This window comes from Rhodococcus sp. 06-418-5 (assembly GCF_002258285.1).
Lineage (GTDB): Bacteria > Actinomycetota > Actinomycetes > Mycobacteriales > Mycobacteriaceae > Rhodococcoides.
Map to the genome: position 1 here is coordinate 40,663 of NZ_NOYE01000032.1, position 26,387 is coordinate 67,049.

The following is a 26,387-nucleotide window of genomic DNA, read 5'->3' on the forward strand; positions in this document are numbered from 1 at the left end:
AGACGTTACGCCGCGCACGTCGAGGCGACCGAAGCGAGAACACCCTGATCGGCCTGGGTGATCGGTAACTCGTACTGCGCAGCGACCGACAGATACTTACCCGCATAGAAGCAGTGGTAGGCCGCGTTCGGTGGCAGCCATTGCGAGGGTGTCTTGTCGCTCTTGCTCTGATTGTCCGCTCCGTTGACTGCGAGCAGATTGAACGCCACGTCGTTGGCGAACCGAACGCGCTTGTCGGGCAGCCACATGTTCGCGCCCATGTCCCATGCAGCGGACAGCGGGTAGACGTGATCGATCTGAATCTTTCCGGCGTCCGACTTGGTGAACTGGATCGGCTCACCGGAGTACGGATCTGCGAGCGAACCCGACAGCACGACGCAGTCGCGGGTGCCTGCGCGGAACTCGACCTCGGTCATCGACAGCGCCAGGACGTTGTCGCGGGTACCGCAGCCGTCGTGACCACCCGGCCCGTCGTAGTCGTCGGTCCACGCCGGGCCGAACACACACCCTTCGCCGCTCTTGCACCCGCGCTCGTAGCCGAGGGCATCGGGCCTGGCCGCGACCACGCGAACCTGGGCGAGCAACTGCTCGATCTGAGTACGCGTGGGACTGCCGGGAGCGGGTTGGGCGGGTGTGAAACCGGGGATGACGGACCGCTCGCACGAGCCGAACACGGCCATCACGGCCGCAGCGAGCACAAGCAGTACCGCGACCCACAGTTTTCTCACGCACGCCCCATCGTCGATCTCCGTACTCGGTCATCGGTCCTCGCGACAGCAGTGTGCCGGAAGGTACCGACAGTGATCCCCGCACCCGTCTCGGTGTCAGCGAACTTCGACGACGACCTTGCCGAGCACGTGTCCGTTCTCCACGAGGGCGAGAGCCTCGCCCGCACGCTCGAGGGGGAAGGCATGGTCGATACGCGGACGAATGACGCCCGACGCGGTCAGGTCCGCCAGCCGCGCGAATGCTGCGGTCGTGCGGTCCCGATCGACTCCGGATCCGTCCCACTGCGCCGCGAGCATCGGGTCTGCGACGCTGACGATCGATACCCCCGCCGTCAGTGCGGTCGCCGCGGCGCGCAAGGTCTCGCCTCCGACGAGATCGACGATGCCGTTCACCTTTCGCGAGATCGAATCGACGAAGTCTCCGCCGGAGGCGACGAATTCGGCTCCGAGGCTCTCGATCCACTCCTGTTTGCCAGTACTCGCAACTGCGAGAACGTCGATACCGTCGGCTCGCGCGAGTTGCAGAACGGCCGAACCCACGCCGCCACCCGCACCGAGCACCAGGATGGAATCGCCCGCACCGACAGCCAGTCGGCGCAGCGCGTCGTATGCGGTCCCGGCAGCCACCGGCAGGGTGGCCGCCGCTGCCCACGAGACGGCCTCCGGCTTGTGGGCAGTGCTCGATGCGTTGAGCACCGTGTACTGCGCGTACCCTCCGTGTCCCGAGGCGGTGGCCCCGAACACATGGTCGCCCACCGAGAAATCGGCCACACCCGCGCCGGCCGTCACGACGGTGCCCGATACTTCCCGACCCAGAACCGCGGGCAAGGTGATCTGCACGGTGTCCTTGCGATTGCCCGCCCGCACCTTCCAATCCGCAGGATTGACCCCGGCGGCGTGGACCGCCACGAGAATCTGCCCCGGTCCCGGCTCGGGGACGGGTAGGTCGAGAAGGTACTCGGTGTCGGGTCCGCCGTATTCGCTGAAGCCGTACGCGATCATGCATCCACTGTGCCTCACCGAGCGACGTGCTCGGGAGTGCCTCACCCGAGGTGTGTCGGTGCTTGCTGGTTGGATGGACCGATGCTGCACGGTCTCTGGTCTCCCGGTGCCGGGCTGATGCTGTGGGACGACGAGATCTCCACCGGCGACGAACCCGATCTGCCGCCGACACACGCGCACGTCCTCACCCGACCGTTCCGGCACCGTGCTGCGGTGTCGTTTCCGGCGCCCGGGCGCAGTGCCACCGCGCAGGCCCCGGTGCAGGTTCCGGCCATCGCGCTCGCCCCGCACGACGGTGCCGATCTGCTGTTGCGTACGCCGTCCGAGCACGCTTCGATTTCCGGCGATCTCCGGTACCTGGCGCACGTCGCCCGCGGAATCGAACGCTGGGTTCGCGGCGGTCGTGTGGTTCCTGCTCTGAAGTTGATGGACGGGCAGTGGTGGCCACGGTGGCGTCTGGTCGGGGGTGAACGTCAACGGGCCTGGCTGAGCGAACTCGCCGTCGCGATGCCGTCGGTGCAGCGTGCGGGAGAGCGGCCCAAGAAGATCCTCGACGACATGGTGGAGGAGCTCACCGATCCGATCGTCAGATCGGTTCTGGGTAGGCCCGACTCGGAGCATCCGCTGTTGTCCGCTCTGATTCGCGACGACCCGTACGTGGATGGCACCCAACAGATGTCGACGTTGCTCGACAACTGGCGCGCAAGCCTCACCGTCGACGAGCCGTCCCTGGTGCTACGCCTGCTCGAACCCGATGACGACGATGGCGTCGTCGACAGTTCCTCCGAGGAATCAGCGGAGTCGTTCTGGACGCTGCAGGTGTGTCTGCGAGCGGATGGTGAAGCGCCGCGGCCGGTCCCGATGAGCCGTAAGGTCGATGCAACCCTGCTCTCGATCGCCGTGCGCAAGCTCGGTGAGGCCGTGGCGGCGTACCCGAGACTGCGTGATCTGCCGTCTCAAGAAGGCACCCTCGATCTGTTGCTTCCGACGTCGGTGGTCATCGACCTCGTCGAACACGGTGCGACGGCGCTGCAGGCCACCGGAACGACGGTTCTGCTTCCTCGGGCCTGGACGAGGTTGGATCCGTCGATGAGGCTGCGCGTCGATTCGCCTGCGGTGACGAAAGCGGCCGCCGATCGGGCGGTCGGCATGGACGAACTGGTGTCGTACGACTGGCAACTCCAACTCGGCGACATGGTGCTCACCGAGGCGGAGATGAACAGACTCGCCGTCTCGAAGGGCGATCTCGTTCGACTCCGCGGGCAGTGGGTACTGGCCGACGGCGGTCAGCTCGCACGAGCCGCCAAGTACGTCGCCGAGCATCACGGCGACGGGACTGCCCTGAGCACGCTGATGCGCGAGATGACGCTGGCCGACCCGCCGCCGGCTCCGGTCCAGGACATCAGAGCCACCGGATGGGCAGCGACGTTGCTCGAGCCCGGTGCGGTGCCCGAGACGATCCCCGTACCGGCCGGTGTGAACGCAACCCTGCGGCCGTATCAGCAGCGTGGGCTCGATTGGCTCGCGTTCATGAGTCGGCTCGGTCTCGGGGCTGTACTCGCCGACGACATGGGGCTCGGCAAGACGTTGCAGGTGTTGACACTGCTCGCGCACGAGAAGAGTTCGACGCCGACGCTGCTGGTGGCACCGATGTCGGTGGTCGGCAACTGGCAACGTGAGGCGGCGAAATTCACCCCGGCACTGCGAGTTCTGGTGCACCACGGCCCGGCTCGGTCCAAGGGCGACGAGCTGGACCGGGCGATCGCAGAGCACGATCTGATCGTCACCACCTACGCGCTGATGGCGAAGGATCGCGCGCAGCTGTCCGAGCAGACGTGGCGTCGGGTGGTCCTCGACGAGGCGCAGCACATCAAGAACTCGGGCACCGTGCAGGCCAAGGCGGCGCTCGCGATCCCTGCGGATCACAAGTTGGCACTCACCGGAACACCGGTCGAGAATCGTCTGGACGAGCTGAGGTCCATTCTCGACTTCGCCAATCCGGGCATGCTCGGTAGGCCGTCGGACTTTCGGAAGCGATTCTCGGTTCCGATCGAGCGCGAGAACGACGAGAGCGCGGTCTCGCGTCTGCGCGCCATCACCTCGCCGTTCATTCTGCGTCGTGTCAAGACCGATCCGACGGTCATCTCGGATCTGCCCGAGAAGAACGAGATGACCGTGCGCGCCAACCTGACGGCCGAGCAGGCCGCGCTGTACAAGGCGGTCGTCGACGAGATGATGGCGCAGATCGCCGACGCGAAGGGTATGAAGCGCAAAGGTGCGGTGCTGTCCGCGCTCACTCGTCTCAAGCAGGTGTGCAACCATCCCGCCCACTTCCTGTCCGACGGCTCACCGGTGCTCAAGAGGGGGCAGCATCGCTCGGGCAAGATCGGTCTGGTGGAGGACATGCTCGACTCGATTCTGGGCGACAACGAGAAAGCGTTGCTGTTCACCCAGTTCCGGGAGTTCGGTGAGCTCGTGGCACCGTACTTCGCCGAACGATTCGGGACCGACCTGCCGTTCCTGCACGGCGGCGTGAGCAAGTCCAAGCGCGACGAGATGGTGGAGAAGTTCCAGAGCGGGAACGGTCCGCCGATCATGATGCTCTCGCTCAAGGCCGGCGGTACCGGCTTGAACCTCACAGCCGCCAATCATGTCGTTCATCTTGATCGTTGGTGGAACCCGGCGGTGGAGAACCAGGCGACGGACCGGGCCTTTCGTATCGGGCAGCGCAAGAACGTCGAGGTGCGAAAACTGCTGTGCGTGGGCACCGTCGAGGAACGGATCGACTCGATGCTCGTCTCCAAGCAGGATCTGGCGAATCTGGCGGTGGGCACCGGCGAGAACTGGGTGACCGAGATGGACACCGCGGAGCTGCAGGAACTGTTCCGCCTCAGCGAGGACGCGGTGGGGGAGTGATGGTCGACTTCTCGCAATACGGGAAACGGCGAAAAGCCAAGGGCGGCATCGAGTCCAGGAACAAACGCGGTGCATTCGGGCAGACGTGGTGGGGCAGGCATTTCGTGTCGGCCATGGAAGACCTCGCGGATCCGGGTCGGATAGCGCGGGGCAGAACGTATGCGCGCCAAGGGCAGGTGCTCACTCTCGGTGTCGAGCGCGGGCAGATATACGGCGAGGTGCAGGGCAGTCAGCTCGAGCCGTTCTCGGCCTCGGTCACCGTCGACCCGCTCACGCAGGGTGAGGTTGCCGCGCTCGTCGACAGGGTGCGATCGAACCCCGGCATGCTGGCCGAGCTGGCCTCCAATGCCATTCCGCAGGCACTGGCGTCGGTATTGCTGCCGCACGACAAGGGGCAGCTCGATTTCGACTGCACCTGCCCCGACGACGGCTGGCCCTGCAAACATGCGGCGGCTCTGATGTACATCGCTGCCGAGCACATCGACGCGTCCGCCGCCACCATCCTGACGCTGCGTGGCGTCGATCTCGATCAACTGATCGAGGGTGTCGGTGACGGGGACGACGAGTTCGACCCCGACGACTGGTTCGCCGATCGCGCATCGTTCCCGGAACTTCCCCAGGTGTCGTTCGCTCCGGCGGTCGACGATCTCGATCCGTTGATCCTGCGCCGGATCTTCCGCGCCGACGGCTCCACCGAGGCCGAGGTCAGTCGTGCCGTCGCCGATCTGAGGCAGTTCTACGACCGGATGTGACCACTCCTGGACTTACGTGGACATCCGACTATAGGATGGGCGTACTTCACTTCCACGCTCGAGGACGGACAAATTCCATGGCTCGCGAACTCACGCACTTCATCGGCGGCAAGCATGTCGCAGGCACCTCCGGAAAATTCGGGGATGTCTTCGATCCCAACACCGGCGAGGTTCAGGCCCGGGTTCCCCTGGCCGACGTATCCGAGGTCGAGGCCGCGATAGCCGACGCCGAACAGGCGCAGCGTGAATGGGCAACCTGGAACCCGCAGCGTCGCGCCCGAGTGTTGATGAAATTCCTCGCGCTGGTCACGCGCGACACCGAAGAGCTCGCTCGTCTGCTCTCCTCCGAGCACGGTAAGACCATCGCCGACGCCAAGGGCGACATTCAGCGCGGCGTCGAGGTCGTCGAGTTCGCCGTCGGTGTCCCACACCTGCTCAAGGGTGAGTACACCGAAGGTGCGGGCGGCGGAATCGACGTCTACTCGATGCGTCAGCCACTCGGCGTCGTAGCCGGAATCACCCCGTTCAACTTCCCCGCGATGATTCCCCTGTGGAAGGCCGGCCCGGCCATCGCCTGCGGAAACGCGTTCATTCTCAAGCCCTCCGAGCGTGACCCGTCCGTTCCACTCAAGCTCGCCGAACTCTTCCTCGAGGCAGGACTTCCGCCGGGTGTGTTCAACGTCGTCAACGGCGGCAAGGATGCCGTCGACGTGCTCCTCACCGACGACCGCGTCAAGGCGATCGGCTTCGTCGGTTCGACCCCCATCGCGCAGTACATCTACGAGACGGCAGCCCAACACGGCAAGCGAGCGCAGTGCTTCGGTGGAGCCAAGAACCACGCCCTGGTGATGCCCGACGCCGATCTCGACGAGGTCGCCGACGCACTGCTCGGTGCCGCCTACGGTTCGGCAGGTGAGCGTTGCATGGCGATCTCCGTCGCGGTACCGGTCGGGGAGGAGACTGCCGACGCGTTGGTCGCCAAACTGACCGAGCGAGTGGCGAAGCTGAAGATCGGCCGCAGCGACGACGAGAGCGCGGACTTCGGGCCGCTCGTGGGCAGCGATGCGCTGAAGAGGGTCAACGACTACACCCAGATCGGTGTGGACGAGGGTGCCGAGCTCGTCGTGGACGGGCGCGGTTTCAGCCTGGCCGGCCACGAGAACGGATTCTTCGCGGGTGCAACACTGTTCGACAAGGTGACCACCGACATGCGGATCTACAAGGAGGAGATCTTCGGACCTGTTCTGATCGTCGTCCGCGCCAAGGACTACGAGGACGCGCTGCGCCTGCCCACCGAGCACGAGTACGGCAACGGCGTCTCGATCTTCACCCGTGACGGCGATACCGCTCGCGACTTCTGCTCGCGCGTCCAGGTGGGCATGGTCGGAGTCAACGTGCCGATCCCGGTACCGATCGCGTACCACACGTTCGGTGGTTGGAAGCGTTCGGGATTCGGCGATCTGAACCAGCACGGACCCGATTCGATCCGCTTCTACACCAAGACCAAGACGGTCACCCAGCGCTGGCCGTCGGGCACCAAAGAAGCAGTTGCACAGAATCACTTCGTCATTCCGAACATGGACTGATCCGGCGATGTTCACCTTGAACGAGGACGAGCGAGCGATCAACGACACCGCTCGCGAATTCGCCGACGAGTTCCTGGCACCGAATGCCATCGAATGGGATCAGCAGAAACACTTCCCGGTGGACGTGCTGCGCAAGGCAGCGGGACTGGGAATGGGCGGCATCTACATTCGCGAGGATGTGGGTGGATCGGGTCTGACCAGAGTCGATTCGGTGCGGATCTTCGAGCAGTTGGCCACCGGTGATCCGTCCATCGCGGCGTACATCTCCATTCACAACATGGTCGCGTGGATGATCGACACCTACGGCAACGACGAGCAACGGCAGCGTTGGCTCCCGGGCCTGTGCGCGATGGATCAGCTGGGGAGCTACTGCCTCACCGAGCCGGGCGCGGGATCCGACGCCGCGATGCTCGGCACCAAAGCTGTGCGTGACGGTGACGAATATGTGCTGGACGGCGTCAAGCAATTCATCTCCGGCGCAGGCACATCCGAGGTGTACGTCGTGATGGCGCGCACCGGTGCACCAGGGCCGCGCGGCATCTCGGCGTTCATCGTGCCGAAGGACTCCGCGGGACTCTCGTTCGGAGCCAACGAGAAGAAGATGGGCTGGAATGCCCAGCCCACCCGGCAGGTCGTTCTCGAAGGAGTCCGCATCCCGGCCGAGAACCTGCTCGGCAACGAGGGCGACGGGTTCCGTATCGCGATGAACGGACTCAACGGAGGGCGCATCAACATCGCGGCATGTTCGATCGGCGGCGCGCAGTCCGCTCTCGACAAGGCCGTTGCCTACCTCGCCGAGCGCAAGGCGTTCGGGGCGCGGTTGCTCGATGCGCAGGCGCTCCAGTTTCGACTCGCCGATTTCAAGACCGAACTCGAAGCCGCCCGTACGCTGCTGTGGCGGGCCGCCGACGCGCTGCAGAACGACGCGCCGGACAAGGTCGAAATGTGCGCCATGGCAAAGCGTTTCGGAACCGACACCGGATTCGAGGTCGCCAACGGGGCGCTGCAACTGCTCGGCGGCTACGGCTACCTCAGCGAATACGGCGTCGAGAAGATCGTTCGTGACCTTCGGGTGCACCAGATTCTGGAAGGGACCAACGAAATCATGCGGGTGGTCGTCGCTCGGTCGATCGTGGGTGCCGCATGAGCGACGTGATCCTCGAGGTCTCCGGCGGTATAGGTCGAATCACCTTGAACCGCCCCAAAGCCATCAATGCGCTCGATCATGCAATGGTTCGCCAGATCGCACCGGCGTTGGCGCAGTGGGCAACCGACGACGCTGTGGACGTCGTCCTGCTGACCGGAGCAGGTGAGCGCGGACTGTGTGCAGGCGGCGATATCGTCTCCATCTACCACGACGCCAAGGACGGCGGCAGCGGTAGCAAGGACTTCTGGCGCGAGGAGTACATCCTCAACGCCGCGATCGCTCGATTCCCCAAGCCGTTCGTGGCCATCATGGACGGCATCGTCATGGGCGGAGGCGTCGGACTCTCGGCACATGCCAACACTCGCATCGTCACCGAACGATCGAAGATCGCGATGCCCGAGGTCGGAATCGGATTCGTTCCCGATGTGGGTGGCACGTACCTGCTCTCGCGTGCACCGGGCCAGATCGGCACTCACTTCGCGCTCACCACGGCGCGGATGAATGCTGCCGACGCAATAGCGGTCGGCTTCGCCGATCACTACATCCCGTCCGACAAGCTGGAGGATTTCTACTCGGCACTCGAGACGGTCAGCGTCGGAGAGGCCGTCGCGACGTTCAGCGAGCCGGCACCGGAGTCCACAGTTGTCGGTCAGCAGGAATGGATCGACGAGTGCTACGCCGGCGACGACGTTCAGGGCATCGTGGACGCTCTGGCCGCCAGCCCTGTGCCCGAGGCGCAGAAGTCGGCGCAGGACATCGCGTCCAAATCACCTGTGTCGCTGGCAGTGACACTGAGATCGCTGCGGCGCGCCGCGACGCTGCCGACGCTGGAGTCGGTACTCGACGAGGAGTACCGCGTGTCGGTCGCGTCGCTGAGCAGCCACGACCTCGTCGAGGGAATCCGAGCACAGGTGGTCGAGAAGGACCGCAATCCGCAATGGCAACCGCGTACGTTGGCAGACGTCACGCCCGAGGACGTCGACCGGTACTTCGCGCCCCTCGGGGACGCGGAGCTGGGCCTGTCGAACGCACACACAGAAGGTGAGCAGTCATGAGCGAGAAGACGATCGGCTTCATCGGCCTCGGCCACATGGGTGGACCGATGGCCGCCAATCTGGTGGCGGCCGGCTACACGGTGCAGGGCTTCGACCTGGTTCCCGCCGCGCTCGAGCAGGCCACGAAGGACGGCGTCACCGTGATGGAATCGGCCGTGGCCGCCGTCGCCGATGCCGACATCGTCATCACGATGCTACCCAACGGCAGACTGGTACTGGGGTTGTACGCGGACCTGCTGCCCGCTGCCGCGCCGGGTACGTTGTTCATCGATTCCTCGACCATCGACGTCGCCGATGCGCACACCGCCCACAAGCTGGTGCACGAGGCAGGACACCGCAGTCTGGACGCGCCGGTTTCCGGCGGAGTCGGGGGAGCGGCCGCAGGAACACTGACCTTCATGGTCGGCGGTTCCGAGGAGGATTTCGCCTCTGCTGCAGAGGTTCTCGACGTCATGGGTCGCAAGGTGGTGCACTGCGGTGCAGCAGGCAACGGCCAGGCCGCCAAGATCTGCAACAACATGATTCTCGGAGTGTCGATGATCGCCATCAGTGAGGCCTTCGTGCTGGGGGAGAAGCTGGGGCTGAGCAATCAGGCATTGTTCGACGTGGCGTCGACTGCGTCGGGTCAATGTTGGGCACTGACGACGAATTGCCCGGTGCCAGGACCGGTCCCGACGAGCCCTGCCAACAACGAGTACAAGCCCGGCTTCGCGGCGGCTCTCATGGACAAGGACCTGGGTCTGGCTGCCAATGCACTGCGCGACAACGGTGTCGAGGGTGTCCTCGGCCTACGGGCGGCCGAGTTGTACTCTCGGTTCAAGGAAACATCCGGGGGCGGCACCGATGTCGACTTCTCCGGCATCATCAACGACATCCGCGAGCGCTCGAACGGAGCAGGCCAGTGAGTGACTACGAGACGATTCTGCTCGAGCGTCGGGGACGCGTCGGCATCATCACACTCAATCGTCCCAAGGCGCTGAACGCGCTCAACTCCGAGCTGATGCGCGAAGTGGTTTCGGTGGTCGAAGAACTCGACGCCGACTCCGGCATCGGTGCGATCCTGATCACCGGCTCCGAGCGAGCCTTCGCGGCCGGCGCCGACATCAAGGAGATGCAGCCCAAGTCCTACATGGACGTGTACCTCGACGACTTCTTCGCGGCGTGGGATCGACTTGCGTCGGCTCGGACGCCGTTGATCGCAGCGGTCTCCGGTTACGCGCTCGGCGGCGGGTGCGAACTCGCGATGCTGTGCGATGTCCTGATCGCCTCGGACACCGCGGTATTCGGACAACCCGAGATCAAGCTCGGCGTCATCCCGGGAATCGGCGGGTCGCAGCGCCTGACGCGAGCGGTGGGCAAGGCCAAGGCCATGGAGATGTGCTTGACCGGTCGCAACATGAAGGTCGAGGAAGCCGAGCGAGCCGGACTGGTCTCGCGCATCGTGCCGGTTGCCGATCTGCTCGACGACGCCATCGCGACCGCGACCACCATCGCCGAGATGTCGCTACCGGTTGCCCAGATGGCGAAGGAAGCGGTGAACCGATCGTTCGAGTCCAGTCTGCGCGAGGGTGTTCTGTTCGAGCGCCGCGTGTTTCACTCGACTTTCGCCACCGAGGATCAGAAGGAAGGTATGTCGGCCTTCATCGAGAAGCGGACGCCGAACTTCCAGCACCGGTAGCGGCGGGCTCCACTCTCGGTGCCGTCCTACCTGTCGGGGGACAGGAGGGCGGCCCCGCGGGCCGAGACCAGCTCCGGCATCGACGGCACCAGCGTCGTCAGACCGGTACGCAGCTCGAGAGAACGCGCAATCGAGGTGATGTTCGCACCGCCGCCCACCACGACGATGGACTGCGGTCTGGCACCGGACAATTGGATGGTCTGCTCCACCAGCATGCCCGCATACCGCACCGGTCCTGCGATCAGATCGTCGAAGTCGCGCCGAGTGAGCACATGCCGCGCAGTACCGGACGGATCGGTGGTGCTGACGACGGAGTCCACGCTCAACTGCTCCTTGATGGACCGGCTGGCGTCGATTCCGACGCGAACGCCGTTGGACGAGAGCAGCCTGCGAATCGAGTGATCGAGATCGTCGCCGCAGAACGTGGCAGTGCGCCGCGTCATGAGAGTGCGAGTGGACGCGAGATCGATGACGGTGACCGTGGTGCCGGTGCTACCGATATCGCACAACACGGTGACGCCGTGATTGGGTACCAGCCCGATGAAACGCAGATACCGCACTTGCGCAGCAGTTTCCGGCACGAGCGACGCGGTGCGGGCCGTACCTCGGGTGGCGACTGCGCCTGGATCGGTGGCAACTCGATAGGCGATGGCCGAGAACTGCACCGGCAGCGACATAGTCGCTGCGATCGAGTGGATGGCGTCGACACCGGTGGCGATCGTGGTGGACAGCGACTGCCCGGGCGTGCGGCGCACCGTCCGCGACACGATGGGGGTTCGATGGGGACTGTCCAGATACGTCAGAATTGCGCGTGCACCGTGCGCACCCGCCCCGACCCCCAACACCAGCACCCCGCCCCGCCCTTCAGCAGCTCGACTCCGCCCTGTTCCCAGTGCAATTGGATCACGAACGGTACGGGTGTGCCATTGTCTTGTGACGAGTCACCATCGAACTCAGAACGATGTGGTTATGTCATCACTGTCGAAATCGCCTGCATCCGAACGCAGTTCCGCCAGGATCCGAACGAGCGCCATCAACTTGTCACGCGCCAGCCCGGGGCGTGCGAACACCAGTGAGTTCAGGCGCTCGGTGGCCTCGACCGCCAACGTGCGTCCCTGCTCGGTGATTTCGACCAGCGTGGTGCGCCGATCGCTCGGATGCGGGATGCGTCGAACGTATCCCACCGACTCGAGGCGATCGACAGCGTTGGTCACGCTCGTGGGATGCACCTGCAGACGTGCGCTTGCCTTCGCCATCGGAAGAGCGCCGTTCTTGGTGAAGGTCAACAACGTCAGCAATTCGTAGCGCGAAAAGGTCAGTCCCGTCGGCTTCAACGCTTCCTCGACCCGTGCCAGCATGATCTGCTGCGCACGCATCAACGACGTCACCGCGGCCATACCGTCGGCGGCCTCGGACCAGCCGTGCTTGGTCCACTGGCGGTGTGCCTCTGCAATGGGATCGAGGGGAAGCGGGGACGGTGCTGGCATACCGACCATCCTCCCACGGTGCCCGCTTCCGGCGTCTACCGAATCACGACGCGAGGTACTGCGAGCGGAACTCGATCCGTGATCGCCACGCGGGCGAGCGAGATCTGCTCTCGGGCTTCGACTGTGCGGGCGGTGTCGGTGTCGCCGGATGCCAGTGCGCGGTCCAGCAGGTCCAGCTGGGTCAGTACGGCATCGACGTTCTCGGAGGACTGTGCCGCGCGACCCACTCGTTCGGCCAGACGTATGCCTGCCTGCACCACCATGGGGCTGCCGGTGCCGTAGATCCGCACGGCATCGAGGGCATGGTCGATCAACGACGGAACGGCAACGCGGCGGGTGATCACCCGCACGGTGCCGTCGGAGCCGCGACGAGCACGAGAGGGCATGGGGCGCTGGACGACTGCGACGAGCCCGACCGTGAGATCGTCGATGGCATTGCGTGCCGTGTACGGATCGTTGACCCCCGTCGACAGAGCGCGTACCGCCATCTCGGTCATCTGCTCGACGGCGAAAGCGATGTCGTGTCGGGGTGTTCGACTGGTGCCGATGTCGAACGACCCTCGAACTCGTCCGATCGCGTCCGCCGAGATGTCTGCCGAGCGATCTGCCAGGACGTCGGCGAGCGGTTCACCGGCAACGACATGGTCACCGGGTACTCGATGAATGTCGATCAACGTGTCGGTGTCGGCAGCGATGTCCAACAAGCCGTTTTCGTCGATGTCGATGATCACCCCGGACTCCTCGGCCAACACCGTCGTGTAGACGGGCGGCTTGACGATGCCCTCCGCCGATGCCGCATCGGCGGGCTGCTCGGGTGGGTAGAGCGCGTCGACGGACTCGGACAGTTCGTCCCGGACGCGGGCGGACAGCGTCGCCACCTGGATCGACTGCGCGATGTGATGGATGAAGTAGACGAGCACACCCACGTCGACCACCGCGAGCGCCACCGCGACGTTGACGGCGATGTCCGGCACGAAGACCGACCCGTCGGATTCGATCGAGCGAATCGACCGCAGCACCATCAGCGAGTACAGGAACGTGGCACCGAAGATGCCGAGCACCACCTGGTTCCCGCGATCGGCCATGAAGTTGCGCACCAGGCGGGGGCCGTACGAGGAGCTGGCGGTGGCGAGTACCGAGATGGTGATGGAGAACGACGTCGCCGCCACGCCGAGCATCGACCCGCCGATCGCACCGAGGATGTCGCGGCTACCGCTGGCACCCACGTGATAGAGCAGCGAGCCCGTCAGATCCACGCGGGTGTCCAGCAGGTAGCGATCCAGACTCACCAGTGCCTGCGCGAGCACGAGTGCGACAACTCCGAGGACGGCAGGAATGAACCAGAACGATTCTCGCAGCTTGGCCAAGTGTTCCTTCATGACGCACAGTCTTCCCCTGGGCGTCCGAACCAACCCTCGGGGTTCGAATCACGGCGATCGAAACTGTGGGCCGCGCCCACTCGATACGGCATCGTCATCGGTGATGCGGGTGTGGCCGAGTGGCTAGGCACCGGCCTGCAAAGCCGTTCACACGGGTTCGAATCCCGTCGCTCGCTCTGTTCGATCGAGGCCGACCAGCAATGGTCGGTCTCGATTCGTTTCGCATCAGGCCAGCAGAGCGGGCTTGCGTGCCACGGTGACGGCCCAGTCCGCGTCGTCGTGCCAGGGCCGCAGATCCCAGGTCGCGAATCTGTGTTCGAGGACGAAGCCGGCCGCCGCCAGATCCGCGTCGAGCATGTCGACGGTGTACTCCCGATCGGTGGCGAATCCGGCGACGAACACCCCGCCACCGGTCAGGTGTGCCCAGATGCGTTCGAGCGCTGCGCGTTCGGTTCCGGGTTTCATGAAGACCAGTACGTTGCCCGCGGCCACGGCCGCGTCGAAGGTCCGGCCGAGATCCAGCGTCGTCAGATCGGCGACGTGCACGTCGAGTTCGGAATGTGCGCGCGCTGCCTCGGCCAGAACCGGATCGAGATCCACTGCGGTCACCCGGTGTCCGCGTCGGGCCAACTCCGCGCCGAGTCGGCCGGTGCCGCATCCTGCGTCGAGAATGCTCGACGCGGGGGAGACCACCGCGTCGACCATGCGGGCCTCGCCGTGCAGATCCACACCGCGTTCGGCCAGGCGGTCGAAACGCTCGATGTAGCGTGCGGAATCGTCTGCGGAGTTCTCGGCCTGCCAGCGTGTGGTCACCCCGTCAGCGTAGGTCAGCTCAGTTCCTCGAGGGCGGACTGGGCTTCGGCGACGCGAGCGCGGGCCGCCTCGAGTACCTCCGCCGTCGACTCCGCCTGTAGGACACTGGCCTCGTTCGCTTCTCGCGCAGCCTGCGCTGTGGCCCTTGCGGCCTCCAACTGAAACTCGATTCGCTCTACTTCCGCTGCAGCACTGTGTAATTCGGACGCCGTTCGTTCGGTGTCGGCCCGGGCGTCCTCGGCTTCGGTTCGTGCGGCATCGAGATCGGATTCGGCCGACTCGAGTTCGGCGAGCAGCCGGTTCCGTTCGGCTTCGTCCGCTTCCTGACGGTCGTCCTCGATCTCCGAAGACGGCGAGTCGGACTCGTCGGACTCGGCACCGTCATTCTCGTCGGGCGGGTCGGGAACGAGGGAGAGCAGCGCAGGTCCGAAGCCGCTGTACGTTTCGGCCACTACGGTTCGGCCGGCACGCACGCGGTCGCGTATCTCGGCATCGGCCATCGCTGCGTTCAGGGTGTTGGAGATCTCGCGGGCAGCGTTGTCGCCGACGGTGGTCCCGGTCTCGCGTCCCAGCGAGACTGCACGATCGGTCAGGGCGCGTATCGAAGTGCTTCGAGCAGTGGACAATTCACGCAGCCGGGGGCCGTCGCCGCGCTGCTGGGCTCGTTCGAGTTGCTCGCCCAGATCGAACAGTTCGGCCAGAGCCGATTCGTCTCGCCGAGCGAGTGTGTTCACCAACCACGCCACGACCGTGGGCTTGCGGAGCGAACCGATGCGGGTGGCACCGGCTTTGTCGCCGGCCTTCTTGAAGCGGGAAACGTATGCGGTGCGGTGCGAGACGAAATCGGTGGGAGGGAGCGAATACAGATCGTCGACGACGGTGTCGATGTGGGGGAGATCCTCGGACATCGAAGTCCACCGTCTCGTTCGAGCAGCCACCGTACGACAGTGAACTGCGTGAAAGATGTGTGCCCCCGGCAGGATTCGAACCTGCGGCCTTTCGCTCCGGAGGCGAACGCTCTATCCCCTGAGCTACGGGGGCGCACCGGCGAACCGGTGTGCCTGTTGGGCTGTACGAAAGACTAGCGCATCCGGGACGCGAGTCGAAATCACCCCTCGGGCAGCGGCTGCGCACCCTTCTCGGCGAGCATCTGCTTCATCAGCGTCGACTCGCTGGTCTGGGTGGCAACCATGGACTTCGCCAGATTGATCACCGCAGGTGACTGCGCGTGCGTCTGCGCGTACTCCATCATCGCCAGGCCGCCCTCGTGGTGGCGCAGCATGAGCTGGAGGAACATCACGTCGACGTCCGAGCCGGTGGCTTGGCGAAGCGCGGCGAGTTCGGCCGAACTGGCCATTCCCGGCATGGCCCGGGTGGGATCAGAGGATCCGGGATCCATGGACATCCCGCCCATCGAGTGACCGTGCGAGTCGTCCTCGGCCATCCAGGTCATGTAGCCGTCGGTCGAGATCGGTGCGCGATCCCACAGGGCCAACCAGCCCTGCATCTGTCCCACCTGGTTCTGCTGCGAGGTCAGCATGTCGAACGCCAGGTTCTTGACGGCCTGATCGGAGGCGTTGGTCAGCGCCACCGCGGCCATCTCGATGGCCTGGTTGTGGTGCACGGTCATGTCCTGAGCGAAGCCGACATCGACCGAGTCCGCGGCCGGTGCACTGTCGTCGCCGCCCAGTGGACTCTGCACCAGGAAGCCCACGGCGAAGCCGATCGCGAGGACGGCGATCAGCGCGAGGGCCACCAGCGCGGTGCGCTGGCTCGGCTTGGTCGCGGACGTGGTGGCCTCCGCATTCTCGGTCGGTGTCGGTGCGGTCATCAGTTCGCGGGGATCTGGAGATCGCTGGGCAGCTGCATCCCGCCGGCGCCACCGGCCTCGCTGGCGTCGGGAGTGATCCCGGCACCGTCCATCGGCACCGCGTCCGCGCCGGGAGCGGAGGCATCGAACAGCGGCGGGTTGTCGGGATCGAAGCCGTCACCGCTGGTGTTCGGGACGGACGCGCAACTGGCACCGACCTCCGGGTAGGCGAAGCGGTTGAGTCGAAGTGCAGAGATGAACTGTCCGATGCGTTCGTCGTCCACGCTGTCCAGCTTGAGCTGGTGGCCCCACGACTGCAGCGAGACCGGGGAGTCGAGGCCGGGGTACGGCGACATCATCATCTGCGTTTCACCGTCGACGCGATCGGCCAGCGACTGGATCTGGTCCGCGTTCAGGTCGTCGGGGTTGTAGGTGACCCAGACGGCACCGTGCTCGAGCGAGTGCACGGCATTCTCGGTGCGAATGGCTTCGGGATAGACGATTCCCGTGCAGGTGGCCCACACGGCATCGTGCGGTCCACCGAACGGCGGCGACTGGTCGTAGGCGACCCGCTGCGTGCGCCCGACGTGTAGAGCCGCGGGGTACTCCTGCACGGTCACACCCTCGATGCCCGTCGACGGATCCTGATTGGCCTCGCTGGGTGCGAACTTCTGCGCCTCGGCTCGGTCCTGGTACTTCGGATACAGATTGATCCCGAGGCCCGCTACGAGACCGACGACAACGACGACACCGGCAACCGTCAGCCAGGGAATCTGCCTGCCCGTGGCGGTGGGCACACCGCCCTTCTTCTTGCGAGCTGACTTCTTGTTGGCTGCATTGATGGCTTTGTCTGCCTTCGCAGCCGACTTGTTCTGACTGCCTTTGTCGGGACCCGTTGGCATCGCTGTAGTTGCTCTCTCAGTCGAGGAAAGGTGGTGGTCGGTTGCGCTGGTGCTGCGTATCTGCTGGTGACGGCATCATTGGATGAGCGTCGGCGCAGAGCGTCCTCACTGTACGTTCTCTGCCTGAGAGCGTGCTCAGAGCCTGCGTGGACCGCGTCGGCCGAGGCTGCTCGCGGGCAGACGGGCAGTGGATGCGAGGACGCCGCGCACCAGCCAATAGGATAGCTACCTGTGACTCCCGCCGATCTTGCCGAACTGCTTCACGCGACCGCCGCGAAGGTGCTTGCCGACCGCGGCCTGGATGCATCCGTCCTGCCTGCGAAGCTGACCGTCGAGCGTCCCCGAAATCCCGAGCACGGCGACTACGCAACCAACGTGGCACTGCAGGTCGCGAAGAAGGCCGGAGCCAATCCCCGCGACTTCGCCGGCTGGCTCGCCGAGGCTCTCGCCGCCGACGCCGCCATCGCCGATGCCGACGTCGCAGGGCCCGGATTCCTGAACATCAGGCTGGCCGCCGCAGCGCAGGGCGAGATCGTCGCCCGCGTACTCGCCGCAGGTGCGGCATTCGGCAACGGTTCCACGATGGCAGGCAAGAAGGTCAACCTCGAGTTCGTCTCGGCCAACCCGACCGGCCCGGTGCACCTCGGTGGTACCCGGTGGGCCGCCGTCGGCGATGCACTCGGCCGCATCCTGACCGCCCACGGAGCAGAGGTCACCCGCGAGTACTTCTTCAACGATCACGGCGCTCAGATCGCGCGCTTCACTCACTCGCTCATCGCCGCAGCGAAGGGTGAGCCTGCACCCGACAACGGCTACGCGGGTGAGTACATCGCCGACATCGCAGCGCACGTGCTGGCCGAGCGACCCGACGCGCTCGCACTGGACACCGAGGCCAGGGAGGAGGCGTTCCGGTCCATCGGCACCGAGCTGATGTTCGATCGGATCAAGGCGAACCTGCACGAGTTCGGTGTCGACTTCGACGTCTACTTCCACGAGAACTCGCTCTTCGAGTCCGGGGCCGTCGACAAGTCGGTCGAATACCTCAAGACCTCGGGGAGCCTCTACGAGAAGGACGGGGCCTGGTGGCTGCGGTCCACCGACTTCGGTGACGACAAGGATCGCGTCGTCATCAAGAGCGACGGCAACGCCGCCTACATCGCCGGCGACATCGCCTACTTCCAGAACAAGCGGCAGCGCGGCTTCGACCTGTGCATCTACATGCTCGGAGCAGACCACCACGGGTACATCGGACGGCTCAAGGCGGCCGCGGCTGCGTTCGGAGACGACCCCGAGACCGTCGAGGTGCTCATCGGCCAGATGGTCAACCTCGTCCGCGACGGCGTGGCCGTGAAGATGAGCAAGCGTGCCGGAACCGTCATCACCCTCGACGACCTGGTCGAAGCCATCGGCGTCGATGCATCCCGGTACGTGATGATCCGTTCGTCCGTCGACTCGAGCATCGACATCGACCTCGCGCTGTGGGCGAGCGCGAGCAACGAGAACCCGGTGTACTACGTCCAGTACGCCCACGCCCGCCTTGCCTCGCTCGCACGCAATGCCGCCGAACTGGGAATCAGCGCTCAGCAGCCGGATCTGAGCCTGCTCACCCACGAGCAGGAAGGCGAGTTGATCAGGACGATCGGCGAGTATCCACGAGTGGTGGCCAGCGCCGCCGAACTACGCGAACCACACCGGATCGCCCGCTACCTCGAGGAGCTGGCGGGGGCGTACCACCGCTTCTACGGTGCGTGTCGAGTACTTCCACAAGGAGACGAGGAGCCCGGACCTGTGAACACCGCACGACTGGCGTTGGGGAACGCGACCCGGCAGGTCCTGGCCAACGGCCTCGAACTGCTCGGCGTCAGCGCACCGGAGCGCATGTGAGCGCACATCCGGCAGGACACAAACATGCCGATTCCCCCGCGAAAGAGTCGATGTCCCATCGCCCGGCCGACGCGTCGGAGATGACGACGCTGCCCGAGCAGGTGTGGCCCCGCAACGCCGAGCGCGGTGAGGACGGCACCGTCCGTCTCGCCGGAGTGTCGGTCACCGAGCTCGCAGAGCAGTACGGCACACCGTTGTTCGTCGTCGACGAAGACGATTTCCGTTCGCGCTGCCGTGAAATGGCGGCGGCGTTCGGGGCACCCGAACGAGTTCACTACGCCTCCAAGGCTTTCCTGTGCGGAGAGATCGCACGTTGGGTGGCCGACGAAGGACTCTCGCTCGACATCTGCTCCGGGGGAGAGTTGGCCATCGCGTTGGCTGCCGGATTCCCGGCCGATCGAATTGCCATGCACGGCAACAACAAATCGGTCGTTGAGCTCGAGGCGGGCGTGCGCGCAGGCGTCGAACATGTGGTACTCGACTCCAACATCGAGATCGATCGACTCGACGACGTCGCCGGAGCGGCCGGCGTGGTGCAGGACGTGCTGATCCGCATCACCGTCGGTGTCGAAGCGCATACGCACGAGTTCATCGCCACCGCGCACGAGGACCAGAAGTTCGGCTTCTCGCTCGCCGACGGCTCGGCGCTCGACGCCGTCCGGCGCGTGTTCGCTGCCGACAACCTTCGCCTCGTGGGACTGCACAGTCACATCGGTTCGCAGATATTCGAGGTCGACGGCTTCGAGCTGGCAGCGCACAAGGTCATCGGGCTGCTCCGAGACATCGTCTCGGAGTTCGGCGTCGACAAGACCTCCCAGATCTCGACGCTGGATCTCGGTGGCGGCATGGGCATTTCGTACGTGCCGACCGACGACCCGCCGCCGGTGAAGCAACTCGCGGCGAAGTTGACCGCCATCGTCGAGACGGAATCCGCCGCGGTGGGACTGCCTGTCCCGACGATCGCCGTGGAACCCGGCCGCGCCATCGCCGGACCGGGCACCGTCACGCTCTACGAGGTCGGCACCATCAAGGACGTCACCGTCGACAAGACGACGCGCAGGCGCTACATCAGCGTAGACGGCGGCATGAGCGACAACATCCGAACCTCGCTGTATCAGGCCGAATACGATTGCCGGCTGGTCTCGCGGACGAGCGAAGCCGAGGCGCTCGTGGCTCGGGTGGTCGGAAAGCATTGTGAGAGTGGCGACATCGTCATCAAGAACACGTGGATGCCAGCGGACGTCGGCCCGGGTGACCTGCTCGCGGTAGCGGCCACCGGGGCCTACTGCTACTCCATGTCCAGTCGCTACAACCTGCTGACGCGGCCCGCTGTGGTTGCGGTCAAGGACGGGCATTCGCGCCTGATCCTGCGGCGGGAAACCATCGAAGATCTGCTCAGCTTGGAGGTTCAGCCATGACATCGAAGCCGATAGGCGTCGCCGTACTCGGACTCGGAAACGTCGGCAGCGAGGTCGTTCGAATCCTCACCGAGAACGCCGAGGACTTCGAGGCGAGAATCGGTGCGCCACTCGAGATTCGGGGCATCGCTGTGCGTCGGGTCGACGGTGATCGTGGAGTTGCGCCCGAGCTGCTCACCGACGATCCGGCCGAACTCGTCGGCCGCGACGACGTCGACATCGTCGTCGAGGTGCTCGGTGGAATCGACATTCCCCGCAAGCTGGTGCTCTCTGCCCTGGAGAAGGGTAAGTCCGTCATCACGGCCAACAAGGCCCTGCTGGCCGAGTACACCGGAGAACTGGCCGACGCGGCCGAGAAGTCGCGCGCCGACCTGTATTTCGAGGCCGCCGTGGCCGGAGCCATTCCCGTGGTTCGCCCGCTGATGCAGTCCCTCGCAGGTGACCGCGTGAACAAGGTCGCCGGCATCGTCAACGGCACCACCAACTTCATCCTCTCGGCCATGGACGAGACCGGAGCGGACTACGCCGAGACCCTCGCCGAGGCAGGGCGTCTGGGCTACGCCGAGGCCGACCCGACCGCCGACGTCGAAGGCTACGACGCTGCATCGAAGGCCGCGATCCTGGCGTCCATCGCGTTCCACACGCGGGTCACGGCCGGTGACGTCTACCGCGAGGGCATCAGCAAGATCACCGCGGACGATCTCGAGACCGCGAAATCCCTGGACTGCACCATCAAACTGCTGGCCATCTGCGAGCGAATCGTCACGCCCAAGGGCAAGGAGCGAATTTCGGCTCGGGTCTACCCAGCGCTCGTTCCGCTGAACCACCCGTTGGCAGCGGTGAACGGTGCGTTCAACGCCGTGGTCGTCGAAGCAGAGGCGGCCGGCCGCCTGATGTTCTACGGCCAGGGTGCAGGCGGTGCGCCGACCGCGTCCGCGGTACTCGGCGACCTGGTGATGGCCGCTCGCAACAAGTTCTACGGCGGACGGGGCCCACTCGAATCCAAGTACGCCAAGCTCAAGGTGGCCCCCATGGGTGACATCCTCACTCGCTACTACGTCAGCATGCAGGTCGCGGACAAGCCGGGCGTTCTCGCCACGGTGGCGGCCGAGTTCTCCAAGCGCGACGTCAGCATTTCCACGGTGCGTCAGCAGGGCTCGGGTGACGGAGCCAGGCTCGTCGTCGTCACGCACCTCGCGGCCGATTCCGCACTGTCCGACACCGTTGCATCCCTCGAGCAGCTCGACGTCGTCGTCAACGTCGCCAGCGTTCTCCGATTGGAAGGCACCACCGTATGAGCGTCCACACCCCCTGGCCCGGTCTGATCGAGGCATACCGCTCCCGTCTGGCGATCGGCCCGGACTGGAAGACCGTCACGCTGCGCGAGGGCGGAACGCCGTTGTTGCCTGCCGGGCACCTGTCCGAACTGACCGGGTGCACAGTGCATCTGAAGGTCGAGGGACTCAACCCCACCGGTTCCTTCAAGGACCGAGGGATGACCATGGCCGTCACCGACGCGCTCGCCCGAGGCCAGGAAGCCGTTCTCTGCGCCTCGACCGGCAACACCTCGGCCTCCGCGGCAGCGTACGCGGCCAAGGCCGGAATGAGCTGTGCCGTGCTGGTTCCGCAGGGCAAGATCGCCATGGGCAAGCTCGCTCAGGCAGTCATGCACGGAGCCAAGATCATCCAGGTGCAGGGCAACTTCGACGATTGCCTCGAACTGGCCCGCAAGACGACGGCCGAGTTCCCGACCATCGGCTTGGTCAACTCCGTCAACCCCGTCCGCATCGAAGGGCAGAAGACCGCAGCCTTCGAGATCTGCGACGCCCTCGGCGACGCACCGGACATCCATGCACTGCCGGTCGGCAACGCGGGAAACATCACCGCGTACTGGCGTGGCTACTCGGAGTACTTCCGTGACGGTCTCACCACGCGCAAGCCGCGGATGCTCGGAGTCCAGGCCGCGGGCGCGGCTCCTCTGGTTCACGGTGCGCCGGTGAAGGATCCGGAAACGATCGCCACCGCAATCCGGATCGGTTCGCCCGCGTCCTGGAACGGTGCCGTCAATGCCAAGGAAGAGTCGAACGGAGCATTCCGCGCAGCGACCGACGAGGAGATCCTCGAGGCGTACCGGTTGATCGCGAAGACCGAAGGTGTGTTCGTCGAGCCCGCCTCCGCGGCCAGTGTCGCCGGACTCCTGGCAGCTCGAAAGGAAGGCTGGCTGGAGCCGGGCCTGACCGTCGTGTGCACGGTCACCGGAAACGGCCTCAAGGATCCCGACACTGCGCTGTCGGGAATGCCTGTTGTAGAGCCGATTTCGGTTGATCCCGTCGCTGTCGCGGCTGCGCTCGAGCTGGCCTGAGTTGACGGAATCTCCGGCCATGACGACGACACTGCCCATCGGGCTGACGGTCACCGCGCGCGTCCCGGCGTCGAGTGCCAACATCGGGCCCGGATTCGACAGTCTCGGAATCGCTTTGGGGCTGTACGACGAGATCGAGGTCAAGACCACCGCGTCGGGACTTCGGATTCACGTCGACGGTGAGGGTTCGGCGGACGTGCCGTGGGGCCCGACGCATCTGGTGGTGCGCGCCATCGAGCGGGGACTCGAAGCGGCCGGAGTGTGGGCCGACGGCCTGGATGTGCACTGCCGCAACGTAATTCCCCATTCGAGGGGGCTCGGATCCTCGGCGTCGGCTGTGGTCGGGGGCCTGGCGGCTGCCAATGCGCTCGCTGCGAAGGTGGATCGGTCGCTCGCGCTGTCGGAGGGCCAGCTCGTCCAGCTGTCGTCGGAATTCGAGGGTCATCCCGACAACGCGTCCGCGAGTTGCCTCGGCGGTGCGGTCGTGTCGTGGAGCGAACCGCCCAATGCCAGTGTGACGGCGCGCAAGTACGCGGCCGTTCGGCTCGAGGTGCACCCGAGCATCAAGGTCGTCGTGCTCGTACCGTCCGAGCGCTCGTCGACGTCGCACACCCGGGGACTGTTGCCCGAGTTGGTGCCCCATCGCGACGCGGCCTTCAATGTCAGCCGAAGTGCACTCGCGGTGGTGGCGCTGACCGAGCGTCCGGATCTGTTGATGTCCGCGACGGAGGACCTGCTGCATCAAGGTCAGCGTGCTCAGGCGCTGCCCGACACCACGCGCTGGATCGCCACCTTGCGCGCGCGGTCCATCGCAGCCGTGGTGTCCGGCGCGGGCCCGACGGTCATGGCGCTGTGCACCGACGAGTTTCCGGCCGATCTGCGCGAGGCCGCGTCGGCCGAGGGGTGGCGAGTGCTCGACCTCGACGTGGCCGACGGAGTCACCGTCGCGTGACGAACACCGAGTAGGGTTCTTGCCGAGTGGGGACAACGGCGCTATGGTGAACCCTGTCCGTACATCGTGCGCTTCAGACGCCGGTTTCGTCAGGGCAATCAGGTCGCTGTATTCGGGGGATTCAAACGTCCGAGTGATGTGACGCTCCTGACTCGATCCTCCCCGTGGTTCTCTGCGGTCGAGGATCGATGGTGTCGTCGACGGAGTGCGTCGAACATGAACGGCAATATCCGAGTTCGGCAGAACGCCGAACTGCGGAACGAACCCTCGGCTGCGCATCGAGCGAGCGAGGGAAGGAAAGGACCTCCGTGACCGATACGGAACTTATCTCTGCGCCCGAAACGTCACGCCGACGTGCAGGCCTGTCCGGAATGGTTCTCACCGAGCTGCGCAGCCTCGCTGGTGAACTGGGCATCAAGAGCATTTCCGGCATGCGCAAGGGCGATCTGATCGCTGCGATCTCCGAGCGTCAGTCGGGCAGTGCACCGGCCAAGTCGGACGCGCCGAAATCCGATGCACCGAAGTCCGACGCACCGAGGTCGCGTCGTGCCGCTGCATCCGCGCCTGCCGTCGAAGATCGGCCTGCAGTGGAGGCGGCACCGAAGCAGTCGACTCCCGAAGCGCCGTCCGCGGACGCACCCGCGACGCAATCGGGCGATGCTGCCGATTCCGCCCCCGAGACGGGTCGCCGCACCCGCGGCCGTCGGGCCGCGGGTCGCCGCGCAGGTGCCCCCGATCAACTGCCACTCGACGACAGCAACGATTCGGCCGGATCCGCTCCCGCGGCCGCCGATTCGGCTGCAGCAGCGCCGCAGGCCGAGAAGCCGGACGAGACCGGGGACAACGCCGCCACCGAGCGCCCCCGTCGTAGTCGCGGCGAACGCAACCGCCAGGACGGGTCGGAGCGCGAACCGCGTGACGCCGACGGCAACCGCGACAACGCCAACCGTGACTCCGGAAGCCGGAATCAAGGCGACCGGGACGGCTCCAACCGCGAGAACGGCAACCGAGACAACGGAAACCGCAATCAGGGTGATCGGGACAATTCCAACCGTGACGGCGGCGGGCGCAATCAGGGCGGGCGCAATCGCAATCAGGGCGACGGTCGCAACGACAACCGCAACGAGGATCGCAACAACGGCCCGCGCGACAACCGCGACAACAACCAGGACGACGACGGCGAAGGCCGCGGACGTCGGGGACGTCGGTTCCGCGAACGCCGTCGCGGTCGCGACCGTGGCGACGGCAACGACGGTGGCGGTGGCCGCGAGCGCGACACCGAGATCCGCGAGGACGACGTTCTTCAGCCGGTAGCCGGCATCCTCGACGTTCTCGACAACTACGCGTTCGTCCGGACCTCCGGCTACCTGGCCGGACCGAACGACGTCTACGTTTCGATGAACCTCGTCCGCAAGAACGGCCTTCGACGCGGTGACGCGGTCACCGGTGCGGTTCGCGTGGCACGCGAAGGCGAGCAGTCGAGCCAGCGGCAGAAGTTCAATCCGCTCGTGCGACTGGACACCGTCAACGGGGGAGAGGTCGAGGCCGCGCGCAAGCGTCCGGAATTCGGCAAGCTCACCCCGCTGTACCCCAATCAGCGACTGCGCCTCGAGACGCAGCAGAACATCCTGACCACGCGCATCATCGACCTGGTGATGCCGATCGGCAAGGGCCAGCGCGCACTCATCGTCAGCCCGCCCAAGGCAGGTAAGACGAGCGTTCTGCAGGCCATCGCCAACGCGATCGCGATCAACAACCCCGAGTGCTACCTGATGGTCATCCTCGTCGACGAGCGTCCCGAGGAAGTGACGGACATGCAGCGCTCCGTCAAGGGCGAGGTCATCGCCTCGACGTTCGACCGGCCGCCGGGCGACCACACCGCGGTGGCCGAGTTGGCGATCGAGCGGGCCAAGCGTCTGGTCGAGGCCGGCCAGGACGTGGTGGTTCTGCTCGACTCGATCACTCGTCTGGGACGTGCGTACAACAACAGCTCGCCCGCATCGGGCCGAATCCTGTCCGGTGGTGTCGACTCGACCGCGCTGTACCCGCCGAAGCGATTCCTCGGTGCGGCTCGAAACATCGAGCACGGCGGATCGTTGACGATCATCGCCACCGCAATGGTCGAAACCGGATCCACCGGTGACACAGTGATCTTCGAGGAGTTCAAGGGCACCGGTAACGCCGAGCTCAAGCTCGATCGCAAGATCGCCGAACGCCGCGTGTTCCCGGCAGTGGACATCAACCCGTCGAGCACCCGCCACGACGAGCTGCTCCTTGCTCCCGACGAGGCTGCCGTCGTGCACAAGCTGCGGCGCGTGTTGTCCGGACTGGACTCGCATCAGGCCATCGACCTGCTGGTCGACCGTTTGAAGAAGAGCAAGAACAACCTCGAGTTCCTGATGGAAGTCTCCAAGACTGCGCCGGGCGGGGCGAACGACTGACGGTTGTTCCCCGGACGTCGCGTCCGGGGAACAAGCCGACAGGTGCGCGCGTTGTAAGGATCTGTCGGCACAGAA

At 65.5% G+C, this 26,387-nt stretch carries 22 protein-coding genes and 2 tRNA genes; 14 read left to right on the forward strand and 10 right to left on the reverse strand.

Annotation, left to right across the window (positions count from 1 at the left end):
- Positions 1 to 5: 5 nt before the first annotated feature.
- A complete protein-coding gene (locus CH274_RS24120; RefSeq protein ID WP_256993684.1) occupies positions 6 to 728 on the reverse strand; it encodes an HNH endonuclease family protein in 723 nt (240 codons plus the stop codon).
- Positions 729 to 824: 96 nt separating this feature from the next.
- On the reverse strand, positions 825 to 1,730 hold the full coding sequence (locus tag CH274_RS24125; RefSeq protein ID WP_094659197.1) for an NADP-dependent oxidoreductase: 906 nt from the start codon (positions 1,728 to 1,730) through the stop codon (positions 825 to 827).
- Between the two features lie 81 nt (positions 1,731 to 1,811).
- Here CH274_RS24125 and CH274_RS24130 point away from each other — a divergent pair, with 81 nt between their 5' ends.
- From CH274_RS24130 to CH274_RS24160, 7 genes are all read left to right on the forward strand, one after another.
- A complete protein-coding gene (locus CH274_RS24130) occupies positions 1,812 to 4,646 on the forward strand; it encodes a DEAD/DEAH box helicase (protein WP_045194440.1) in 2,835 nt (944 codons plus the stop codon).
- Positions 4,646 to 5,398 (forward strand): SWIM zinc finger family protein, encoded by a 753-nt coding sequence (locus tag CH274_RS24135; protein ID WP_094659198.1) that lies wholly within the window; start codon positions 4,646 to 4,648, stop codon positions 5,396 to 5,398. The genes CH274_RS24130 and CH274_RS24135 overlap by 1 nt, the downstream gene beginning before the upstream one ends.
- A 77-nt stretch (positions 5,399 to 5,475) precedes the next feature.
- The gene (locus tag CH274_RS24140) at positions 5,476 to 6,984 is read left to right on the forward strand and encodes a CoA-acylating methylmalonate-semialdehyde dehydrogenase (protein ID WP_094659199.1); all 1,509 of its coding nucleotides are present in this window, start codon (positions 5,476 to 5,478) and stop codon (positions 6,982 to 6,984) included.
- 7 nt (positions 6,985 to 6,991) lie between these two features.
- Positions 6,992 to 8,131 carry an isobutyryl-CoA dehydrogenase gene (locus tag CH274_RS24145; protein ID WP_032393500.1) on the forward strand — a complete coding sequence of 380 codons (1,140 nt, stop codon included), beginning with the start codon at positions 6,992 to 6,994 and terminating at the stop codon, positions 8,129 to 8,131.
- Positions 8,128 to 9,186, forward strand: a complete 1,059-nt coding sequence (locus CH274_RS24150; RefSeq protein ID WP_094659200.1) for an enoyl-CoA hydratase/isomerase family protein — start codon at positions 8,128 to 8,130, stop codon at positions 9,184 to 9,186. Before CH274_RS24145 ends, CH274_RS24150 begins: the two co-directional genes overlap by 4 nt.
- Entirely contained in the window at positions 9,183 to 10,091 is a 909-nt protein-coding gene (gene mmsB / locus CH274_RS24155) for a 3-hydroxyisobutyrate dehydrogenase (protein WP_045194448.1), read from the forward strand. The genes CH274_RS24150 and mmsB overlap by 4 nt, the downstream gene beginning before the upstream one ends.
- Positions 10,088 to 10,864, forward strand: coding sequence for an enoyl-CoA hydratase (locus CH274_RS24160; protein WP_045194450.1), 777 nt, complete (start codon positions 10,088 to 10,090; stop codon positions 10,862 to 10,864). The genes mmsB and CH274_RS24160 overlap by 4 nt, the downstream gene beginning before the upstream one ends.
- A gap of 26 nt (positions 10,865 to 10,890) precedes the next feature.
- Here CH274_RS24160 and CH274_RS24165 read toward each other — a convergent pair whose 3' ends face one another.
- From CH274_RS24165 to CH274_RS24175, 3 genes are all read right to left on the reverse strand, one after another.
- Positions 10,891 to 11,715 carry a hypothetical protein gene (locus CH274_RS24165; protein WP_094659201.1) on the reverse strand — a complete coding sequence of 275 codons (825 nt, stop codon included), beginning with the start codon at positions 11,713 to 11,715 and terminating at the stop codon, positions 10,891 to 10,893.
- Between the two features lie 102 nt (positions 11,716 to 11,817).
- Positions 11,818 to 12,351, reverse strand: a complete 534-nt coding sequence (locus tag CH274_RS24170) for a MarR family winged helix-turn-helix transcriptional regulator (RefSeq protein ID WP_032393535.1) — start codon at positions 12,349 to 12,351, stop codon at positions 11,818 to 11,820.
- Positions 12,352 to 12,386: 35 nt separating this feature from the next.
- Positions 12,387 to 13,730 (reverse strand): DUF2254 domain-containing protein, encoded by a 1,344-nt coding sequence (locus tag CH274_RS24175; protein WP_094632254.1) that lies wholly within the window; start codon positions 13,728 to 13,730, stop codon positions 12,387 to 12,389.
- 105 nt (positions 13,731 to 13,835) lie between these two features.
- Between CH274_RS24175 and CH274_RS24180 the strand changes: the two genes are divergently transcribed.
- Positions 13,836 to 13,906 (forward strand) — tRNA-Cys (locus tag CH274_RS24180).
- A gap of 49 nt (positions 13,907 to 13,955) precedes the next feature.
- Here CH274_RS24180 and CH274_RS24185 read toward each other — a convergent pair.
- The 5 genes from CH274_RS24185 to CH274_RS24205 form a co-directional block, all read right to left on the reverse strand.
- A complete protein-coding gene (locus tag CH274_RS24185) occupies positions 13,956 to 14,543 on the reverse strand; it encodes a class I SAM-dependent DNA methyltransferase (protein ID WP_094632252.1) in 588 nt (195 codons plus the stop codon).
- 14 nt (positions 14,544 to 14,557) lie between these two features.
- Positions 14,558 to 15,451, reverse strand: a complete 894-nt coding sequence (locus CH274_RS24190) for a hypothetical protein (protein ID WP_094659202.1) — start codon at positions 15,449 to 15,451, stop codon at positions 14,558 to 14,560.
- Between the two features lie 60 nt (positions 15,452 to 15,511).
- Positions 15,512 to 15,584: transfer RNA gene (locus CH274_RS24195), tRNA-Arg, on the reverse strand.
- A 67-nt stretch (positions 15,585 to 15,651) separates the two neighbouring features.
- A complete protein-coding gene (locus tag CH274_RS24200) occupies positions 15,652 to 16,374 on the reverse strand; it encodes a DUF305 domain-containing protein (protein WP_045194457.1) in 723 nt (240 codons plus the stop codon).
- Positions 16,374 to 17,255, reverse strand: coding sequence for a DUF3105 domain-containing protein (locus CH274_RS24205; RefSeq protein ID WP_032393508.1), 882 nt, complete (start codon positions 17,253 to 17,255; stop codon positions 16,374 to 16,376). The genes CH274_RS24200 and CH274_RS24205 overlap by 1 nt, the downstream gene beginning before the upstream one ends.
- Positions 17,256 to 17,486: 231 nt before the next feature.
- Here CH274_RS24205 and argS point away from each other — a divergent pair, with 231 nt between their 5' ends.
- The 6 genes from argS (at position 17,487) to rho (ending at position 26,312) form a co-directional block, all read left to right on the forward strand.
- Positions 17,487 to 19,139, forward strand: coding sequence for an arginine--tRNA ligase (gene argS / locus CH274_RS24210; protein ID WP_045194459.1), 1,653 nt, complete (start codon positions 17,487 to 17,489; stop codon positions 19,137 to 19,139).
- A complete protein-coding gene (gene lysA / locus CH274_RS24215) occupies positions 19,136 to 20,557 on the forward strand; it encodes a diaminopimelate decarboxylase (RefSeq protein WP_094659203.1) in 1,422 nt (473 codons plus the stop codon). The genes argS and lysA overlap by 4 nt, the downstream gene beginning before the upstream one ends.
- A complete protein-coding gene (locus CH274_RS24220; RefSeq protein ID WP_094659204.1) occupies positions 20,554 to 21,855 on the forward strand; it encodes a homoserine dehydrogenase in 1,302 nt (433 codons plus the stop codon). Before lysA ends, CH274_RS24220 begins: the two co-directional genes overlap by 4 nt.
- Positions 21,852 to 22,919 carry a threonine synthase gene (thrC, locus tag CH274_RS24225; RefSeq protein WP_027497914.1) on the forward strand — a complete coding sequence of 356 codons (1,068 nt, stop codon included), beginning with the start codon at positions 21,852 to 21,854 and terminating at the stop codon, positions 22,917 to 22,919. Before CH274_RS24220 ends, thrC begins: the two co-directional genes overlap by 4 nt.
- Before the next feature lie 19 nt (positions 22,920 to 22,938).
- Complete coding sequence (thrB, locus tag CH274_RS24230; protein WP_045194465.1) at positions 22,939 to 23,871, forward strand: homoserine kinase; 933 nt, start codon at positions 22,939 to 22,941, stop codon at positions 23,869 to 23,871.
- A gap of 371 nt (positions 23,872 to 24,242) precedes the next feature.
- Complete coding sequence (rho, locus tag CH274_RS24235; protein ID WP_045194467.1) at positions 24,243 to 26,312, forward strand: transcription termination factor Rho; 2,070 nt, start codon at positions 24,243 to 24,245, stop codon at positions 26,310 to 26,312.
- The last annotated feature ends 75 nt before the right edge of the window (positions 26,313 to 26,387 follow it).

Excerpts from the sequence above, each read along its gene's own strand:
- CH274_RS24205 (WP_032393508.1), bottom strand. The coding sequence starts at position 17,255 with ATGCCAACGGGTCCCGACAAAGGCAGTCAGAACAAGTCGGCTGCGAAG.
- mmsB (WP_045194448.1), top strand. The coding sequence starts at position 9,183 with ATGAGCGAGAAGACGATCGGCTTCATCGGCCTCGGCCACATGGGTGGA.
- CH274_RS24190 (WP_094659202.1), bottom strand. The coding sequence starts at position 15,451 with ATGTCCGAGGATCTCCCCCACATCGACACCGTCGTCGACGATCTGTAT.
- CH274_RS24220 (WP_094659204.1), top strand. The coding sequence starts at position 20,554 with ATGACATCGAAGCCGATAGGCGTCGCCGTACTCGGACTCGGAAACGTC.
- CH274_RS24145 (WP_032393500.1), top strand. The coding sequence starts at position 6,992 with ATGTTCACCTTGAACGAGGACGAGCGAGCGATCAACGACACCGCTCGC.
- CH274_RS24135 (WP_094659198.1), top strand. The coding sequence starts at position 4,646 with ATGGTCGACTTCTCGCAATACGGGAAACGGCGAAAAGCCAAGGGCGGC.
- rho (WP_045194467.1), top strand. The coding sequence starts at position 24,243 with ATGGTTCTCACCGAGCTGCGCAGCCTCGCTGGTGAACTGGGCATCAAG.
- CH274_RS24200 (WP_045194457.1), bottom strand. The coding sequence starts at position 16,374 with ATGACCGCACCGACACCGACCGAGAATGCGGAGGCCACCACGTCCGCG.
- CH274_RS24125 (WP_094659197.1), bottom strand. The coding sequence starts at position 1,730 with ATGATCGCGTACGGCTTCAGCGAATACGGCGGACCCGACACCGAGTAC.
- thrC (WP_027497914.1), top strand. The coding sequence starts at position 21,852 with ATGAGCGTCCACACCCCCTGGCCCGGTCTGATCGAGGCATACCGCTCC.
- CH274_RS24130 (WP_045194440.1), top strand. The coding sequence starts at position 1,812 with ATGCTGCACGGTCTCTGGTCTCCCGGTGCCGGGCTGATGCTGTGGGAC.
- CH274_RS24150 (WP_094659200.1), top strand. The coding sequence starts at position 8,128 with ATGAGCGACGTGATCCTCGAGGTCTCCGGCGGTATAGGTCGAATCACC.
- CH274_RS24140 (WP_094659199.1), top strand. The coding sequence starts at position 5,476 with ATGGCTCGCGAACTCACGCACTTCATCGGCGGCAAGCATGTCGCAGGC.
- thrB (WP_045194465.1), top strand. The coding sequence starts at position 22,939 with ATGACGACGACACTGCCCATCGGGCTGACGGTCACCGCGCGCGTCCCG.
- CH274_RS24175 (WP_094632254.1), bottom strand. The coding sequence starts at position 13,730 with ATGAAGGAACACTTGGCCAAGCTGCGAGAATCGTTCTGGTTCATTCCT.
- CH274_RS24170 (WP_032393535.1), bottom strand. The coding sequence starts at position 12,351 with ATGCCAGCACCGTCCCCGCTTCCCCTCGATCCCATTGCAGAGGCACAC.